This window comes from Clostridium autoethanogenum DSM 10061, from assembly GCF_001484725.1.
Classification (GTDB): domain Bacteria; phylum Bacillota; class Clostridia; order Clostridiales; family Clostridiaceae; genus Clostridium_B; species Clostridium_B ljungdahlii.
On record NZ_CP012395.1, the window covers coordinates 2,098,905 to 2,117,310 of the forward strand.

Sequence of the window (18,406 nt, forward strand, 5' to 3'; positions counted from 1 at the left end):
GAAGTGGGATTATTAGAGCAGGTAGTCATCGGATAAACAAATTAGGCGTATATTCAATTAGCTTAACCTTTAATGCCAATTAAAATCCCCCTTTATTCTTCAAGTTTATTATAAACCTAAATAAATAATTTAATCTATCTCGGTTACCTATTAAATATAAAAAGCCAATTAATGTTTCAAATCCAGTTGCAAATCTATACTCCTGTACATCTGCATTTTTAGGAACTGTCCCTGACTTAGCGTTTCGTCCTTTTTTAAAAAAATACATTTCTCTATCAGATAACTCTTGTTCCAGTTTTTTTATAACTTCACTTTGAGAATGTGCCTTTACAAATTTTATAGCTTCCACATGCAAATTGTGTACAGACATATTTCTGTGTTCACTGGCTAAGTAAGTTCTTACAAACACCTCATATACAGCATCTCCAATAAACGCAAGTGCAAGGGGACTCATCTGTCTTACCTCTGCTTCACTCATTCTTATCTCTAACAAATCATTTTCCATCTTTATCCCCCGTTAAATTATAATCTCTATACTCTTTTCCATCTTACTCCTTCTGGTGTATCTTCTAATACTATTCCCTGCGCCTTCAAATCATCCCTTATTTTATCGGAAAGTGCCCAGTTTTTTTCACTTCTAGCTATTTGTCTCTTCTCTATTAAAGCTTCAATTTCTTTTTCAATGCTTCCTCGTTTAGATTGCTGTAGTATTCCAAGTGGAGCTCCCAGTTCCCTTATTAAATTGAGCGAATCCCTAATTACTTCCACAGAGGAATCCTTATTTATGCTTACATTTATATCCTTTACCAGGTCAAAAATTACAGATATAGCATCTGCTGTATTAAAGTCATCATCCATCTTTTCAATGTATCTTTGCTTGTACTTACCTAATTTATTTCTATACTCTTTTTCATTTTCTGAAATTGGTATGTCTTCTTTATTATCTAAAAGATTTTCTAAATTTGTTATTGAATTGTACAATCTATCTAACGCTGATTTTGTAGAATCTAAAAGTTCCATACTAAAATTTATTTGAGTTCTATAATGACCTGATAGCATAAACATTCTTATTACGTCCGGTTCGTACTTTTCCAGAATTTCCCTTACAGTAAAAAAGTTGTTTAATGATTTTGACATCTTTTGGTTATTTACATTTACAAAAGCAGAATGCATCCAATACCTAGCAAATGTTTTACCGGTCCTACCTTCACTTTGAGCTATTTCATTCTCATGATGGGGAAACATTAAATCAGACCCTCCTGCATGTATGTCTATAGTTTCTCCTAATAAATCATGCGCCATACAAGAACATTCTATATGCCATCCCGGTCTTCCCATTCCCCAAGGGCTTTCCCATGCAGGTTCACCAGGTTTTTGCCCCTTCCAAACTGCAAAATCCATAGGATCTTTTTTTCTCTCATCAACATCTATCCTAGCTCCTGCTCTAAGATCATCTATATTTTGTCCGGAAAGTTTTCCATAATTGCTAAATTTTTTTGTACTAAAATAGACATCCCCATCTATCTCATAGGCATAGTCTCTATCTATTAAATCTCCTATAAATTCAATTATTTTTGTTATGTATAAAGTAGCTCTAGGATTTACAGTAGCTCTTTTTATATGCAAGGCATCCGCATCCTTATAATACTCTTTTATAAACTTATCTCCCAGTTCTTTTACAGTTATATGCTCATCTTGTGCTTTTTTTATCATCTTATCATCAATATCCGTAAAATTTTGCACGAATCTTACTTTATATCCCTTGTACTCTAAATACCGTCTAACCGTATCAAACACAACAAAAGTTCTTGCATTGCCTATATGAAAAAAATTATATACTGTAGGGCCACATACATACATTTTTACTTCATCGGAATCCAATGGAACGAATTCTTCCTTTTCCCTGGTCATTGTATTAAAAATTTTCATGATATTTTGGCCTCCTTGTTTAGTTTCTCTATTTATATAAGCTAAATTAAAAATATAAATAAAGTTTTTTACACCAAATAAAATCCTTAGAATTTCTCATCTGCAATAGATAGCTATTGGATAAAATTTTTACTCTAATTTCGATTTAAATTCCCTAAATATTTTATCACATTATTATAACTTATTTAAGTGCTATTAATATTTTTATCCCCATTGCTTTAGATAAGGAAGACCTATAAGTATCCATAACATCATGGAAACTTATAGGTCTTTAACTTACTTTAATATTTTTCAACTATACTTTCAGCTATATTTAAATCTTCTGGTGTGGTCACTTTTATGTTTTCATAGTTACCTTCATACAAATAAACCTTATTTCCATAACGCTCTACTACCATAGTATCATCAGTAACACACATTTTTTCATTCATTAATTTTTTATGACAGTCATAAATTAAATCATATTTAAAACACTGCGGAGTTTGAACTGCAAATAAACTTTTTCTCTCTAATGTAGAAGAAGAAAATCCACTTTCTTCCCTAACTTTTAGTGTATCCTTAGGCCTAACTCCACAAGCACAAGCCCCATACCTATTAGAATATTTTATTCCATCATCAATAATTTTACTAGTGACAAAAGGTCTAGCCCCATCGTGAATTAGAACAACACTACAGTTTTCTTTTTCTAAAACTCCTAGTCCATTAAATACCGAATCCTGACGTTCTTTACCCCCAGCAACTAATTTAATTACCTTCTGAAGCCCATATTTATCTACTACTTCTCTTTTACAATATTCTATCTCAGTTTCTGCACATACCAGTATAATTCCATCTATAAGAGGATTTATGGAAAATGCCCTTATGGAATAATATAATATAGGCTTACCCTTAATTTTAATAAATTGCTTATTAATAGTAGTTCCCATTCTTTTTCCCTTGCCGGCAGCTACAATAATAGCATAATTACCATTCATAAGCTATAGATCCCCTTTTTGTCTTGCAAATATCATTCTCCCTGCTGCTGTTTGCAGAACAGAAGTTACTACCACACCTTTTGTATCTCCTATATACTTTTTTCCACCTTCTACAACTATCATTGTTCCATCATCTAAATATGCAATACCCTGTCCTGATTCTTTTCCGTCCTTAATTATTTGTACATTCATTTCTTCTCCTGGAAGTACAACAGGTTTCACCGCATTAGCAAGTTCATTTATATTAAGTACTGGTACTCCTTGGAACTCTGCAACTTTATTTAAATTGTAGTCATTAGTCACTACTTTTCCATCTAAAACTTGTGATAGTTTTAAAAGCTTGGCATCTACTTCCGGTATGTTTGGAAAATCTTTTTCATATATCTGGACGTCAATATTTAACTCTTTCTGTATCTTATTTAATATATCTAATCCTCTTCTTCCCCTAGTTCTCTTTAACCCATCTGAAGAATCAGCTATATGTCTTAATTCTGCTAGTACAAAGTTTGGAATTACAAGTGGCCCCTCTATAAATCCTGTTTGGCATATATCAAATATTCTTCCATCTATTATTACAGAAGTATCTAAAACCTTAGGGTAACCTTTATGTGCATGTTGGTGCTCCCCTTTAGATTTTTTTTCTCTAGTTCCCTGAAGTCTTTTAGTTGCTACACTAGTTGCTATATTAGAAAACATGGACATTAATTCTTCCCTTTTTCGTATGGCAATATTTGCACCTAATGCAGCCATAAGTATAGCTACTATTACTGCAAGTACAGTCCCCACAACTGGTATCTTTTCTAACAAGTTAAGAAATACTGCTGATATTAGAAGTCCTATTAATGCTCCCAAAACACCTAATAATATTTCTACTGCAGGAAGTTTTTGAAGGCTCTTTTCGATATAATCCATAGTTTTCATAATAATTGAATTAATCCACGGTGATATTAAAAATAAAATGATTCCAAAAAACAAAGTTAATATAGATAAAAATAAAAATTGTTTAACCGGACTATTGGCTAGATAAAACATTTTAGCAAAATAGTCAGAACTTAACGCACTCTTTCCTAACAAATATCCTAATATTAAGCCTATTATTGTAAAAAGTCCTCTCAGTATTTTTTTTAACAATAGACTCACCTCCCCTACATTGATGTTTTTTCATTACACTTACTATATATTAATAAACTAGATTTTTCAATAAAACCAAATTTATTTAATAAATTATTTACTTTACGTCCTTAATTTAACAACCTCCTTTTAGATAATTATACCAAAAAATAAAATTTATAAACATTTTTGTCCATTATTTCACATGACAATCCCCCTATTCATAAATTTATTCTTGGTTTATTATATATGCATAGAGCAATTTTACTTAGTACTAACTAAAGTTTACAAATAATATCCTAAATATATAAGGAGTTGAACTTGATGAAAGATATAATTTTTGATAATTTTCAAAACGCAGTAAGTGAATCTTTATTAAGGCATAAGAGTATTTTAGATATAATTACGAAACTTCAGGAGTCAAATGCTAGAATAAATAGAGCTGTTGCAAAATCTATTACTAATTGCGGATGTATAGAAGTTTGTGGTAAGAAACAACATATTCCATCCGAAGATAATACTTTGGATATTGAATCCCTAAGATCTTGCTTAAGTACACATGTAAAAGGTAAGCTATGTGACAACTGTAGAGATGTAATACAAAACGAAATAGGAAATAATTTATTTTATCTTACTTGTTTATGTAATACGCTGGATATAAATCTATATGACATACTTTTAAAAGAGTATGACAAAATAAATACCCTAGGTAAGTATTCTTTCAGATAATTTCTAGCACAAAATAATACCAGTCATATTATTTTGTGCTTAAAACTTATTGTCTATCATGATTTGTTCTCTAAGCCTTCTCAATCCATTCTTTATAGCTCTGGCCCTAGCTTCTCCTATTCCTTCAACTCTATCAAGCTGCTCATAAGATGCTTCCATAACACCTTTAAGCTCCTTAAAATTTTTCACTAAATTTTCTATTACATTAGTTGGTATTCTAGGAATTTTATTTAACATTCTGTATCCTCTTGGTGATATCAATGTATCAACTAGAGGAACTCCTGCATATCCTAAAGATTTAGAAATACAATCAAGATTGAATAGTTCACTTGAACTTATTTCTTGAAGTTGCTTATATATTTCATCATAATCCATACCACTTTGACAATAGTCTCTTATCATAAATATTCCGTCTCTCTCAACGCTTTTAATTAATTCATTTAATTGCATTGAAATTAATCTTCCTTCATTGCCAAGTTCACATATGTATCTTTCAATCTCTGATACTATTCTCATTACCATTTCAGTTCTTTGGATAGCCGTCATTACGTCAAATAATGTTACTATGTCTTGAAACTCTAAAATATTAAGATTGTTAACAACCCCATCAAGTACAGAGACGTACTTTTCTAAAGTTTGTAGTGCTTGATTAGCCCTTCCAAGCATAACACTACTATCCTGTAATACATATTTAATGTATCCTTTATATACGGTTATGACATTTCTCCTTTGAGAAATAGCAATAACTATAGCCCCTGTTTGTTTAGCCACTCTATCTGCAGTTCTATGCCTTGTTCCAGTTTCAAAAGTTGGAATAGATGAATCTGGAATAAGTTGAGTATTTGCATATAATATTCTCTTTAAATCACTGCTCAATATTATAGCACCATCCATTTTTGCAAGCTCATATATATAAGAAGAACTGTACTCAGAATTAATGGTAAATCCACCGTCTACCACTTTCATTATCTGTTCACTATCTCCTAAAACTACAAGTCCACCGGTTTTAGCTCTCAAAATATTTCTAAGACCTTCCCTAAGTTGAGTACCTGGTGCTAAAAGTTTTAATATACTTTTAAGTTCTTTATCTTTTTCTAATCTCAAAATCATCACCCTAATTAAAAAACTTTATTTAATGCCTCCTTTAGGGAGGATACACCTATAACATTTATATCTTTAGAATTTACCTTTTCCTTATTTCTATCTGGTATTATTATATTCCTAAATCCCATTTTTTTTGCTTCATTTACTATTCTATCACAAAATGATACTGGTCTAACTTCACTTGTAAGTCCAACTTCACCTACTGCTAAAAGATTATCTAGTCCAATTTCCCTAGATTTAGCACTAGATATAAGTGCAAGTGCAAGCCCTAAATCTCCGAAAGTTCCTTCTATCTTAAGTCCCCCCACTACATTTACATAAACATCACAATTATAAAATGTAATTCTAAGTTTTTTCTCAAGTACCGCTAAAATTAAATTTAATCTAGAAATATCTACTCCAACGGCTGTTCTTCTTGGCATAACTGCTTTAGTTTCGCTAACCAACGCTTGTATTTCTACTAGTATAGGTCTTCTTCCTTCCATTATACCAATAATTACAGAACCTTCTTTTTGAAATTCTCTATCTTCTAAAAATGCTGCAGAAGGATTTAATATTTCTTTAAGTCCGCTTCCTGCCATTTCAAATACACCAATTTCACTGGTAGTACCAAAACGATTTTTTACAGTTCTTAAAATTCTTAGCTCTCCAGTTCTTTCTCCTTCAAAAGACAGTACAGTATCCACCATGTGCTCTAGTACCCTAGGTCCTGCTAGCTCACCCTGCTTTGTAACATGTGCCACTATAAAAAAAGATATATTATTAGACTTCCCTATACGCATAATATCGTTAGAAGTTTCCCTTACTTGAGACACACTACCCGGTGCTGAGCTAATAGATTCTTTAAATAAAGTCTGAATAGAATCCACTACTACAAATACGGGTTTAGTTTGTTCTATATGAGCTTTTATTTTATCAATATTAACTTCTGAAACTATATAAAGATCATTAGACAAAGAATCAAGTCTATCTCCCCTCATCTTTATCTGTTCTTCTGACTCTTCTCCTGAGACATACAGCACTTTCCCATATTTTTCAGCAATATTGCTGGCTGTCTGTAAAAGCAGAGTTGATTTTCCAATACCAGGAGCCCCGGATATAAGTGTTATTGAACCTTTTACAATACCTCCTCCAAGAACTCTATTCAATTCCATTATACCAGTATCTAGCCTTTCGTATTCACCAGATTTTATATTATTTATACTTTTTGGCGTGCTGCTAAATTTCATATTAGAAAATGTTACTTCCTGAGGTGACTTAATCTCTTCTATCATGCAGTTCCATTTATTACAGTTAGGACATTTACCAAGCCACTTTGGGGATTCATATCCACATTCCTGGCATACAAAAACCGTTTTTTTCTTTACCATTGAATCATCTCTTCCTGTATAAATCGATAAAAATAGCTAAATTTATATAAAAATTAAACTTTATACTGTAAAAAGTATAAAGTTTAATTTTATGTGAGTCAATCATTAATTGACTTTATTAAATGATAATTCTCCTTTTTCTACAACTACTTTAACTTTATCTCCTTTTTTAACATTACCTCTAAGCATTTCTTCAGAAAGTTTATCTTCTACAGTTTTTGTAATTGCTCTTCTAAGCGGTCTTGCACCATAAGTTAAATCAAAGCCTTCTTTTGCCAAAAGCTCCTGCGCTTTATCTGTAAATCCAATTTCTATTTCCTGATCTTTAAGCCTTGAGGAAACATCTTTTAACATGAGTTTTACTATTTGTTTTAAATCTTCCTCTTCTAACTGGTGGAAGACTATAATATCATCTATTCTGTTTAAAAACTCAGGTCTAAAAGAATTTTTAAGTTCCTCCATTATATTATCTTTCATCTTTTCATATTGACTTTCCTTGTCATCACCTTTAGCAGCAGTAAATCCCATAGATTTTTGTTTTCTAATGGTAGCTGCTCCTACATTAGAAGTCATTATTATTATGGTATTTTTAAAGTTTATTGTTTTTCCTTTTCCATCGGTTAATCTTCCATCTTCAAGTATTTGAAGTAATATATTAAATACTTCTGGGTGTGCTTTTTCTATTTCATCAAACAATACTACTGAATAAGGATTTCTTCTTACTTTTTCAGTAAGCTGTCCTCCTTCATCATAGCCTACATACCCTGGAGGCGATCCTATAAGTCTAGATACTGTATGCTTTTCCATATATTCCGACATATCAATTCTTATCATATTGTTTTCGTCGCCAAACATAGCCTCTGCCAAAGCTTTTGACAACTCAGTTTTTCCAACACCTGTAGGCCCCAAAAATATAAATGAACCTATAGGTCTCTTTGGATCTTTAAGCCCAACTCTAGCCCTTCTTACTGCCTTAGAAATGGATTTAACTGCTTCATCTTGACCTACTACTCTCTTATGAAGAATTTCCTCTAGTTTGAGCAATCTCTCTGATTCTTTTTCAGTTAACTTCTCTACAGGTATATTGGTCCACTGAGATACCACTGATGCAATTTGGTCTTCTCCTACCGTAAGTGTTGATACTTCTTTTTTAGTCTTCCAGTTAGTTTTTAATCCTTCTAACTTATTTTTTAATTCCTTTTCTTTATCCCTTAAACTAGCAGCTTTTTCAAAATCCTGTACTCTAATAGAATCCTCTTTTTCCTTAGTTGCCTTTTCTAATTCTTCTTCTAAATTTTTTAAATCTGGTGGGGCAATTAAATTTTGTATTCTAACTTTAGCAGCTGCTTCATCTATAAGATCAATTGCCTTATCAGGTAAATATCTATCTGTAATATATCTATCTGATAAATTTACTGCTGCATCTATAGCTTCATCTATTATTTTTACTCTATGATGAGCCTCATATTTATCTCTAAGACCTTTTAATATTAAAACTGCCTCCTCCTTAGTAGGTTCTCCTACTATTATAGGCTGAAATCTTCTTTCAAGTGCAGCATCCTTTTCAATGTATTTTCTATATTCATCTATAGTAGTGGCTCCTATGCATTGTATTTCTCCTCTAGCTAAAGCTGGTTTTAATATATTAGATGCATCTATAGCACCTTCTGCTGCTCCCGCTCCTATTATAGTATGAATTTCATCTATGAATAATATTACATTACCTGATTTTCTTATCTCTTCCATAACTTTTTTAAGTCTTTCTTCAAATTCTCCTCTATATTTTGATCCCGCTATCATTGAAGAAAGATCTAATGTTACTACTCTTTTTCCCCTTAAAAGTTCAGGTATATTACACGATACTATCTTTTCTGCCAATCCTTCTGCAATTGCAGTTTTACCTACACCAGGGTCTCCTATTAGACAAGGATTATTCTTAGTTCTTCTACTTAGTATTTCCAAAACCCTCTGAGTTTCTTTATCTCTTCCTATAACAGGGTCCAACTTTCCCTCTTTTGCCATGTCTGTTAAGTCTCTTCCAAACTGATCTAAAGTTGGGGTTGGCTCTCCATTTTCTTTCTTAGTACTGTTTGAATTCATTGATGATTGCTCTCCCGAAAGTGAATCCACAAGTTCCTTCCTCAGCTTATTAAAATCTACTCCCAAATTATTTAAAATAGTAAACGCAACTCCCTCTGCTTCTCTTATAAGTGCAAGTAGGATATGCTCTGGACTTATATAGTTATGGTTTAGATTTCTGGCTTCAAACAAACTTAGCTCTAAAAGCCTTTTTGTCCTTGGAGTAAGAGGGATTTCTTTATTGTACAAATTTATTTCTCCCCTACCCTCATATTCTTCTATAAAATTTCTTACTGTTTCAATGTTTACATTCATATCACTTAAAAGATTCCTGGATATTCCTTCTTCTTTTAATATTCCCAAAAGTATATGTTCTGTACCTACATATCCATGTTGAAGTGCTTGTGCTTCTTCTTGAGCATAAACTAATACTTTTTGTGCTCTTTCCGTAAATCTTCCAAACATCATAGTATATTTCACCATCCTTCTTATTGAACTTTATCAATATTTAATTTTTCTTTTACAATTTTTGCCCTATTAAGATTCATTTCAATGGCTGATAAAATTTTCTCATTTCCATCTTGTATTGTAGCAGGCTGTGTACTTACTAAAAGATTATTCAAAGTTGCCTTGCTTATATTCTTAATTATTCCCATTTCAACGCCTAATCTTACATCAGACAAAAGTTTGAAACATTCATTTACATTTAAAATCACTGCTGATTTTAATATACCCAATGCTCTGTAAATTTTATCTTCTACCTCATATTTAAATTTTTTCATAAGATTTTCTCTAGAAGCCTTTTCTTCATTTGTTACCTGAACAACTACAGCTTTTAAATTGCTCAGTATTTCCTCTTCGCTTCTACCTAAAGTAACCTGATTGGAAATTTGATATATATTCCCTATGGCCTTTGAACCTTCACCATACAATCCTCTAACAGTCATTCCAACTTGAGATAATGCATTTAAAAATCCATTCATCTGATTGTTTAAAGAAAGTGCTGGCAAATGCAGCATAACAGAAGCTCTAAGTCCCGTTCCTATATTAGTAGGACATGCTGTAAGATAACCTAACTTTTCATCAAATGCATACTTTAAATTTCCTTCCAATAAATCATCTATTTTATCACTTACATTATACACTTCTTCTAAATTTAACCCTGCTGTTATACATTGAATTCTAATATGATCTTCTTCATTTATCATAATACTTATAGTCTGCTGATTATCTAGTATAAAAGCAGATTTGTGGCTGTTATCTATCAAATTTTTGCTTATAAGGTGCTTTTCCAGATAATTTCGCTTCTCATTATCAGTTTCTTCCCACAAATAATTGGTCTTAAATGTGTCCTTATTACTAGAAGGTGTATAAAAAGCATTCTCTACTAGTTTGATTACCTCTTTGCTTTTTTCTTCATTTAATTTATGTGGAAATGGAACTTCAGCCAAATTTCTAGCTAATCTTATCCTGCTACTTATTACCAAACCGCCGTTGCTGTCATCACAAGTAGTCGTCCAATTATTCAAAGTTAACCCTCCTTCCTATTTTCGTTGCTCACATGAACTTGTTTCTCAATTTCTTTTATAGCATCTCTTATAGTTGCTGCTTTTTCATACTCCTCTAAGGATACTGCCTTTTGAAGATCTGACTTTAACTTCAAAAGCTTATTTCTTTCAATAATACTTTTTCCCTGATTTTTAGGTATTTTACCTGTATGACCTAAATTTGCTTGAACCCTCTTAATTACAGGTCCTAAAATATTACTAAAATTTTTATAGCACTCACTGCATCCTAAAAGACCTGTTTTTTTAAATTCACTATAAGATGTACCACAAGTTTTACAAGATATATCAAAGGTTTTATGTTCTTCATTATTGCCACTTGTCATATAATCCATGATTCCACTTAAAATATTTTGGAATCCAAATGGAGAAACAAAGTCTATTTGAGGTACAAAATTAAGTTCTCCCTTTTCCATAGCACATTTTTCACATAAATTAATATCCTGCTTGGAACCATTTATTATTTTTGTTATATGAACTGTAGCTTCATTCTTCTTACATATATCACAAATCATATCATCACTCCTATGCATATATGATTAACATTTAATGTAATTTAATACAATAAATATTATATCATATATTTATCTATCTATTCATACCAAATTTAGGGCTTCTAAATATAACTACTATAATTGATTTTAATATATCTGCCCTCAATTTATTTTTATTATTCAATGCAATATTTAGTGTCCTATCATTTATTATAGTCTTTAATATTATGTTTTCTCTTTCCGTTATAACTTGCTCTTCAAGTAGCGTTTCTATAAGCTGTGCAGCAGTATTGTATGTTATGGTATCCCCTATTTTTTCTATTATACTTTTAAGTAAATTCTCATTACAGTCAAATTCTACTTTTCGTATAATTATACATCCGCCGCCGCCCCTCTTGCTTTCTATGTAGTAACCTTTATCCATAGTAAATCTAGTAGTCAATACATAATTTATCTGGGAGGGCGCACAGCTAAAATAATTAGCTAGTTCGTTTCTGCCAATTTGAAGTTTAGTCTCCTCACTATTATTAAGCATTTCTTTTATAAAGTCTTCTATTATATCTGATAATCTTGCCAATTTACCACCTTCTTGACTTTGACTTTCTTTGACCTTAAATTAATAATATTATTAATTTAGGTTTTATTCAACTTCTATATTTCACTAAATATATTTGTTTTATACATAAATACTAAGTTCAAATACTATTTTCTCCATTTTTCTAATACATACTATTGTATACTGTTTATATGTGTTAAATAAGAATAGTCACCCTGTAGAATAATTTAATCCTCATTCTTAAATGCTTTTATACAATACTTTCCTCCATCACAGGGCCTATTTGGATTAACAGTAAAATACTTATTTTTTAACATATTGCATACTATCTCTACATTTTCATTTTCATTGCTATCTACAACTATAGTTAATTTATCATTTTTATTTACTATTGCTATATAATCATATATACTACTATAATCCTCTAAAGTAATTTTACCTTTTATGCTCATTTTATATTCAGACATATAATCTCTCCTTAATTGAAAAGTTCATCTAATGATTAATAAAATTATTATTCATTGTAGTGAATTAAAATATACACAATATTTAGTTTTAAAAAGCCTCAATAGAATTATATTCTATTGAGGCTGAAATTTATTCTTGCCTAACTTTTATTTTATTTTTGCTTTCTATTATCTTATTTGCTTGAACATCTGGGACTTCTTCATATCTTTCAAATTTCATATTGAAACTTCCTCTAGCTTGAGTCATGGACCTTAAATCTGTAGCATATTTAAACATTTCTGCTTCAGGTACTTCAGCTATTATTATCTGATTCTTGCCGGAAGTTTCCATTCCCAGTACTCTACCTCTTCGTTTATTTATATTCCCAATTATATCTCCCATATACTCTTCAGGGACACATACTTCTACATGTAAAATTGGTTCTAATAATACAGGATCAGCTTCTAAAATTCCTTTCTTATAGGCTAAAGATGCTGCTACCTTAAAAGCCATTTCTGAAGAGTCTACTGGATGATATGATCCATCATGTAATGTAGCTTTTATCCTTATTATAGGGTATCCAGCTAAAACCCCATGACTAATACATTCTCTAAGCCCTTTTTCAACTGCCGGTATATACTGTCTTGGAACTACTCCCCCTACTACTTTATCCACAAATTCTAAATCATCTTCATTATCATTTCTTGGCTCAAACTTGATTTTTACATCTCCATACTGTCCATGTCCTCCTGATTGCTTTTTGTGTTTGCCCTGTACATCTGAGGTTTTCCTTATTGTTTCTCTATAATGTACTTTTGGTTCTCTCAGAATAACATCCGTCCCAAATTTAGACTTTAATTTAGATGATATCACGTCAATATGAACTTCACCCTGTCCAGAAATTATAGTCTCTGCATTTTCTATATCTCTAGATATCTTAAAAGTAGGATCTTCCTCTAACAATTTACTTAATCCATTAAATATTTTATCCTCATCATTTTTAGATTTAGGTAGCATGGCCATCGAAATTACTGGTTCTGGAAATTCAATATCTTTAAATACGACCAAAGACGATGGATCACATAAGGTATCCCCTGTGCTGGCAAATTGTAGTTTAGCAACAGCACCCAAATCTCCAGCTCCTATTTCCGATACAGGTATCTGCTGTTTTCCCTTTAAAAAATATAAGGTTCCTATTTTTTCACTTTTATCTTTTTTTACATTATATACTGTCATATCTGATTTAAGCTTACCAGTCATAACTCTAAATAGAGATAACTTACCTACAAAAGGGTCAGCTATAGTTTTAAAAATAAAAGCTGAAAATGGACTTTTTTCATCTACTTTAACTACAACCTGTGATTTTTGTTCTAAATTAACATCAATTACCTCTGAAGTTTCAGGAGATGGGAAACATTGGATTATATCTTCTAATAAAGTATCTATTCCTATCCCATTTACAGCAGATCCGCACATTACAGGTGCAATTTCACCTCTTGAACAGCCTCTTACTAATCCTTTGTAAATGTCCTCATCACTTAAAGTACCCTCACTAAAATATTTATCTAAAAGTTCCTCATCTGTTTCTGCCACAGCTTCCATAACCATATCTCTACATTTTGTGATTTTATCCAAAATATCTTTTGGTATAGTAGTTTCCTCTGCTATGTTCTTATTATTCATTATTTTAGCTTTTCCTGAAATAACGTTTACAATTCCTTTAAAATTATTTTCCGTTCCTATAGGATATTGAATTGGTACTACAGACATACCAAACTTTTCTTTTAATTCTGCCAATGTTTTATCAAAATTTGAATTTTCTCTATCCAACTTATTTATATAAAAAGCTCTAGGAAGTTTACTTTTATTGACACCACTCCAAGATTTCTCAGCTCCCACTTGAATTCCAGATACACTTGATAAAACAATTATAGCTACATCAATTGCCCTCAGTCCTTCCATAGTCTCTCCTATAAAGTCAAAATATCCTGGCATATCAACTAAATTTATCTTTGTATTTTTCCATTCACAAGAAGCTAAAGATGAAGCTATGGATATTTTTCTCTTTTTTTCTTCAATATCGTAATCACTAACAGTACTTCCATCTTCAATTCTTCCAAACCTATCAATAACTTTTGTGTAATAAAGTATTGCTTCTGTTAATGTAGTTTTACCAGAACCGCTATGCCCAATAAATCCTACATTTCTTAAATTATTTACTGAATATTTTTTCATAAGCAATCCCTCCCCTTACTTTTCGATTAATTATATATTCTATTTGCTAATTAAAATTCCTCCTACAATTAATTAAATTTTCAAAATAATTTTACTTTTATATTATTATCTATGAAAACAAGTACCTAAAATATGCACTTCATAAAAAATAAACCAAAGGTGAGCTACCTTTGGTTTATTTTTACTAATCTATTTTAATTAAATAAATTCAAAAAATAAAAATGGCTCCGTGGAGAGGGCTCGAACCTCCAACCCTTCGGTTAACAGCCGAATGCTCAACCATTGAGCTACCACGGAACAATCTATGCAGTGTATTTCTTTAAAAAACGAGTAACAAAATGTTACTCGTTTTGGTGGAGATAAAGAGATTCGAACTCTTGACCCTCTGCGTGCAAGGCAGATGCTCTCCCAGCTGAGCTATACCCCCGCATGGTGGACCTTCAGGGACTCGAACCCCGGACCCACCGGTTATGAGCCGGTTGCTCTAACCAACTGAGCTAAAGATCCTTATTACCTGGCAGCGACCTATTCTCCCACAGAGCCTCCCCTGCAGTACCATCGGCACCCTGAAGCTTAACCTTCCTGTTCGGTATGGAAAGGGGTGTTACCTTCACGTCATTACCACCAGATATTTTCTTATCACAGTTTTATATTATACAGTGCTTTTAAACAACTGTCAATACTAAACATGAATTTAACTATAAAAATTTTATAGTTAAAGAAGAACTTTGTCCTCTCAAAATTGCACAGTAAACTTTTTTTCTTTCGTTTTTATTTGGTCAAGCCCTCGACCTATTAGTATCAGTCAGCTTAACAAGTTGCCCTGCTTACACCTCTGACCTATCTCCTCGTGTTCTTCGAGGGGTCTTACTAGCTTACGCTATGGGAAATCTTATCTTGAGGTGGGCTTCACACTTAGATGCTTTCAGCGTTTATCCCTTCCCAACTTGGCTACCCAGCTATGCTCCTGGCGGAACAACTGGTTCACCAGCGGTCGGTCCATCCCGGTCCTCTCGTACTAAGGACAGCTCCTCTCAAATTTCCTGCGCCCGCGACGGATAGGGACCGAACTGTCTCACGACGTTCTGAACCCAGCTCGCGTGCCGCTTTAATGGGCGAACAGCCCAACCCTTGGGACCTACTTCAGCCCCAGGATGCGACGAGCCGACATCGAGGTGCCAAACCTCCCCGTCGATGTGAACTCTTGGGGGAGATCAGCCTGTTATCCCCGAGGTAGCTTTTATCCGTTGAGCGATGGCCCTCCCACGAGGTACCACCGGATCACTAAGCCCGACTTTCGTCCCTGCTCCACCTGTTTGTGTCGCAGTCAAGCTCCCTTCTGCCTTTGCACTCTTCGAAGAATTTCTAACCCTTCTGAGGGAACCTTTGTACGCCTCCGTTACTTTTTAGGAGGCGACCGCCCCAGTCAAACTGCCCGCCTAACATTGTCCCGTCTCCAGTTTCATGGAGCCCGGTTAGAATTCCAGTACTATCAGGGTGGTATCCCAACATCGACTCGGTAATGGCTGGCGCCACTACTTCCTAGTCTCCCACCTATCCTGTACAGACAATACCGAAATTCAGTGCTAAACTGCAGTAAAGCTCTACGGGGTCTTTCCGTCCAATCGCGGGTAGCAAGCATCTTCACTTGCACTTCAATTTCGCCGGATTTGTTGTCGAGACAGTGCTCAAATCATTACGCCATTCGTGCGGGTCGGAACTTACCCGACAAGGAATTTCGCTACCTTAGGACCGTTATAGTTACGGCCGCCGTTTACTGGGGCTTAAGTTCTGACCTTCGCTTGCGCTAAGTCTTCCCCTTAACCTTCCAGCACCGGGCAGGCGTCAGCTCCTATACTTCAGCTTTCGCTTTAGCAGAAACCTGTGTTTTTGATAAACAGTTGCTTGAGCCTTTTCTCTGCGGCCACTTGCGTGGCTCCCCTTCTCCCTAAGTTACGGGGTTAATTTGCCTAGTTCCTTAACAACAATTCTTCCGATGGTCTTAGGATTCTCTCCTCACCTACCTGTGTCGGTTTGCGGTACGGGCACATAAAAACTCCATAGAGACTTTTCTCGGCAGCGTGAAATCAGGTACTTCCCCTTGCGGGTTCCCCATAACACCTCATCATTGATATACCGGATTTTCCTGGTATACCTGACTCGATGCTTAGACATACATCCATTTGTATGCACACCTTATCCTCCTGCGTCATCCCTTTTGTCAAACGCTTTTATGCGGTATCGGAATTTCAACCGATTGTCCATCACCTACGCCTTTCGGCCTCGGCTTAGGTCCCGACTTACCCTGGGCGGACGAACCTTCCCCAGGAAACCTTAGGTTTTCGACCAATAAGATTCTCACTTATTTCTCGCTACTTATGCCAGCATTCTCTCTCCTGTACAATCCACCGTTCCTTCCGGTACGACTTCTACTCATACAGGATGCTCCTCTACCACTCTTTCGAGTCCACAGCTTCGGTGGTAAGTTTTAGCCCCGGACATTTTCGGCGCATGATCTCTTGACTAGTGAGCTATTACGCACTCTTTAAATGAGTGGCTGCTTCTGAGCCAACATCCTAGTTGTCTTAGAAATCACACATCCTTTCCCACTTAACTTACACTTTGGGACCTTAGCTGGTGGTCTGGGCTGTTTCCCTTTTGACCACGGATCTTATCATTCGCAGTCTGACTGCCGGAATTCAAGTATATGGCATTCGGAGTTTGATAAGGTTCAGTAACTGTTGTCAGCCCCTACCCCATTCAGTGCTCTACCTCCATTACTCATTTCCGACGCTAGCCCTAAAGCTATTTCGAGGAGAACCAGCTATCTCCGAGTTCGATTGGAATTTCTCCGCTATCCACAGCTCATCCCATGGTTTTTCAACACCAACGTGGTTCGGTCCTCCACGGAATTTTACTTCCGCTTCAACCTGGCCATGGATAGGTCACTCGGTTTCGGGTCTACAACATACAACTTTTCGCCCTTTTCAGACTCGGTTTCCCTCCGGCTCCGTACCTTAAGTACTTAACCTTGCTGCATATCATAACTCGCTGGCTCGTTCTACAAAAAGCACGCCGTCGTACTTTACGTACTTCGACTGTTTGTGGACACACGGTTTCAGGTTCTATTTCACTCCCCTCCCGGGGTTCTTTTCACCTTTCCCTCACGGTACTCCTTCTCTATCGGTCACCAGGTAGTATTTAGCCTTGGGAGGTGGTCCTCCCTGTTTCCCACAAGGTTTCTCGTGTCTCGTGGTACTCTGGATTAGATCTGACTGCTCTTTGTTTTCATTTACAGGGCTTTTACCTTCTACGGCGGAGCCTTCCAGCTCTCTTCAATTAACACTTCACAGTTTTTATGATCTATCCGCAACCCCAGGAACAAGTTCCTGGTTTGGGCTCTTTCCCTTTCGCTCGCCGCTACTTAGGAAATCGATGTTTCTTTCTCTTCCTCCGGGTACTTAGATGTTTCAGTTCCCCGGGTTTGCCTCTACAAACCTATGTATTCAGTTTGCAGTACCTAGCGTTGTCTAGGTGGGTTTCCCCATTCGGATATCTCTGGTTCTCTGGCTATTTGCGCCTACCCAGAGCTTTTCGCAGCTTATCGCGTCCTTCTTAGGCTCCTGGTGCCAAGGCATCCTCCATGCGCCCTTTGTAGCTTGACCTTTATTATTGAAAATTACTTTTAGTAATTTTCTTTGTATCATCTTAAATCTTTAAAATGATATTAAAGTTTATTCTACAAAGGTTATATTATAACCTTAGCTTTACTTTATTTCTTATTTACTGTGCAATTTTCAAAGGACAATTTTTC

General features: G+C 34.5%; 13 protein-coding genes, 3 tRNA genes and 2 rRNA genes. 1 reads left to right on the top strand and 17 read right to left on the bottom strand.

Annotation, left to right across the window (positions count from 1 at the left end):
• Positions 1–79: 79 nt before the first annotated feature.
• The 4 genes from CLAU_RS09500 to CLAU_RS09515 form a co-directional block, all read right to left on the bottom strand.
• On the bottom strand, positions 80–505 hold the full coding sequence (locus CLAU_RS09500) for a Mini-ribonuclease 3 (protein WP_013240710.1): 426 nt from the start codon (positions 503–505) through the stop codon (positions 80–82).
• Positions 506–531: 26 nt separating this feature from the next.
• Complete coding sequence (cysS, locus tag CLAU_RS09505) at positions 532–1,929, bottom strand: cysteine--tRNA ligase (RefSeq protein WP_013240711.1); 1,398 nt, start codon at positions 1,927–1,929, stop codon at positions 532–534.
• Between the two features lie 281 nt (positions 1,930–2,210).
• Complete coding sequence (gene ispD / locus CLAU_RS09510) at positions 2,211–2,903, bottom strand: 2-C-methyl-D-erythritol 4-phosphate cytidylyltransferase (RefSeq protein WP_013240712.1); 693 nt, start codon at positions 2,901–2,903, stop codon at positions 2,211–2,213.
• Between the two features lie 3 nt (positions 2,904–2,906).
• Entirely contained in the window at positions 2,907–4,034 is a 1,128-nt protein-coding gene (locus tag CLAU_RS09515) for a PIN/TRAM domain-containing protein (protein ID WP_013240713.1), read from the bottom strand.
• Between the two features lie 303 nt (positions 4,035–4,337).
• Between CLAU_RS09515 and CLAU_RS09520 the strand changes: the two genes are divergently transcribed.
• Complete coding sequence (locus tag CLAU_RS09520) at positions 4,338–4,742, top strand: nucleoside triphosphate pyrophosphohydrolase family protein (protein WP_013240714.1); 405 nt, start codon at positions 4,338–4,340, stop codon at positions 4,740–4,742.
• A 39-nt stretch (positions 4,743–4,781) separates the two neighbouring features.
• On the opposite strand, the gene disA is transcribed toward CLAU_RS09520, so the two are convergent.
• The 13 genes from disA to CLAU_RS09585 form a co-directional block, all read right to left on the bottom strand.
• Complete coding sequence (disA, locus tag CLAU_RS09525; RefSeq protein ID WP_013240715.1) at positions 4,782–5,846, bottom strand: DNA integrity scanning diadenylate cyclase DisA; 1,065 nt, start codon at positions 5,844–5,846, stop codon at positions 4,782–4,784.
• A 14-nt stretch (positions 5,847–5,860) separates the two neighbouring features.
• Positions 5,861–7,216 carry a DNA repair protein RadA gene (radA, locus tag CLAU_RS09530; protein WP_013240716.1) on the bottom strand — a complete coding sequence of 452 codons (1,356 nt, stop codon included), beginning with the start codon at positions 7,214–7,216 and terminating at the stop codon, positions 5,861–5,863.
• A gap of 105 nt (positions 7,217–7,321) precedes the next feature.
• The gene (locus tag CLAU_RS09535) at positions 7,322–9,763 is read right to left on the bottom strand and encodes an ATP-dependent Clp protease ATP-binding subunit (protein ID WP_013240717.1); all 2,442 of its coding nucleotides are present in this window, start codon (positions 9,761–9,763) and stop codon (positions 7,322–7,324) included.
• A gap of 20 nt (positions 9,764–9,783) precedes the next feature.
• On the bottom strand, positions 9,784–10,824 hold the full coding sequence (locus tag CLAU_RS09540) for a protein arginine kinase (protein WP_013240718.1): 1,041 nt from the start codon (positions 10,822–10,824) through the stop codon (positions 9,784–9,786).
• A 2-nt stretch (positions 10,825–10,826) separates the two neighbouring features.
• Positions 10,827–11,375 (bottom strand): UvrB/UvrC motif-containing protein, encoded by a 549-nt coding sequence (locus CLAU_RS09545; protein WP_013240719.1) that lies wholly within the window; start codon positions 11,373–11,375, stop codon positions 10,827–10,829.
• Positions 11,376–11,448: 73 nt separating this feature from the next.
• Positions 11,449–11,931 carry a CtsR family transcriptional regulator gene (locus CLAU_RS09550; RefSeq protein ID WP_013240720.1) on the bottom strand — a complete coding sequence of 161 codons (483 nt, stop codon included), beginning with the start codon at positions 11,929–11,931 and terminating at the stop codon, positions 11,449–11,451.
• A 206-nt stretch (positions 11,932–12,137) separates the two neighbouring features.
• Positions 12,138–12,377, bottom strand: a complete 240-nt coding sequence (locus CLAU_RS09555; RefSeq protein WP_013240721.1) for a hypothetical protein — start codon at positions 12,375–12,377, stop codon at positions 12,138–12,140.
• 130 nt (positions 12,378–12,507) lie between these two features.
• Positions 12,508–14,592, bottom strand: a complete 2,085-nt coding sequence (fusA, locus tag CLAU_RS09560; protein WP_013240722.1) for an elongation factor G — start codon at positions 14,590–14,592, stop codon at positions 12,508–12,510.
• A 222-nt stretch (positions 14,593–14,814) separates the two neighbouring features.
• Positions 14,815–14,889: transfer RNA gene (locus CLAU_RS09565), tRNA-Asn, on the bottom strand.
• Between the two features lie 54 nt (positions 14,890–14,943).
• Positions 14,944–15,019 (bottom strand) — tRNA-Ala (locus CLAU_RS09570).
• Between the two features lie 3 nt (positions 15,020–15,022).
• Positions 15,023–15,099 (bottom strand) — tRNA-Ile (locus CLAU_RS09575).
• Positions 15,100–15,104: 5 nt separating this feature from the next.
• Positions 15,105–15,221: ribosomal RNA gene (rrf, locus tag CLAU_RS09580) — 5S ribosomal RNA — on the bottom strand.
• Positions 15,222–15,367: 146 nt separating this feature from the next.
• Positions 15,368–18,257 (bottom strand): 23S ribosomal RNA (locus CLAU_RS09585).
• Positions 18,258–18,406 lie beyond the last annotated feature (149 nt).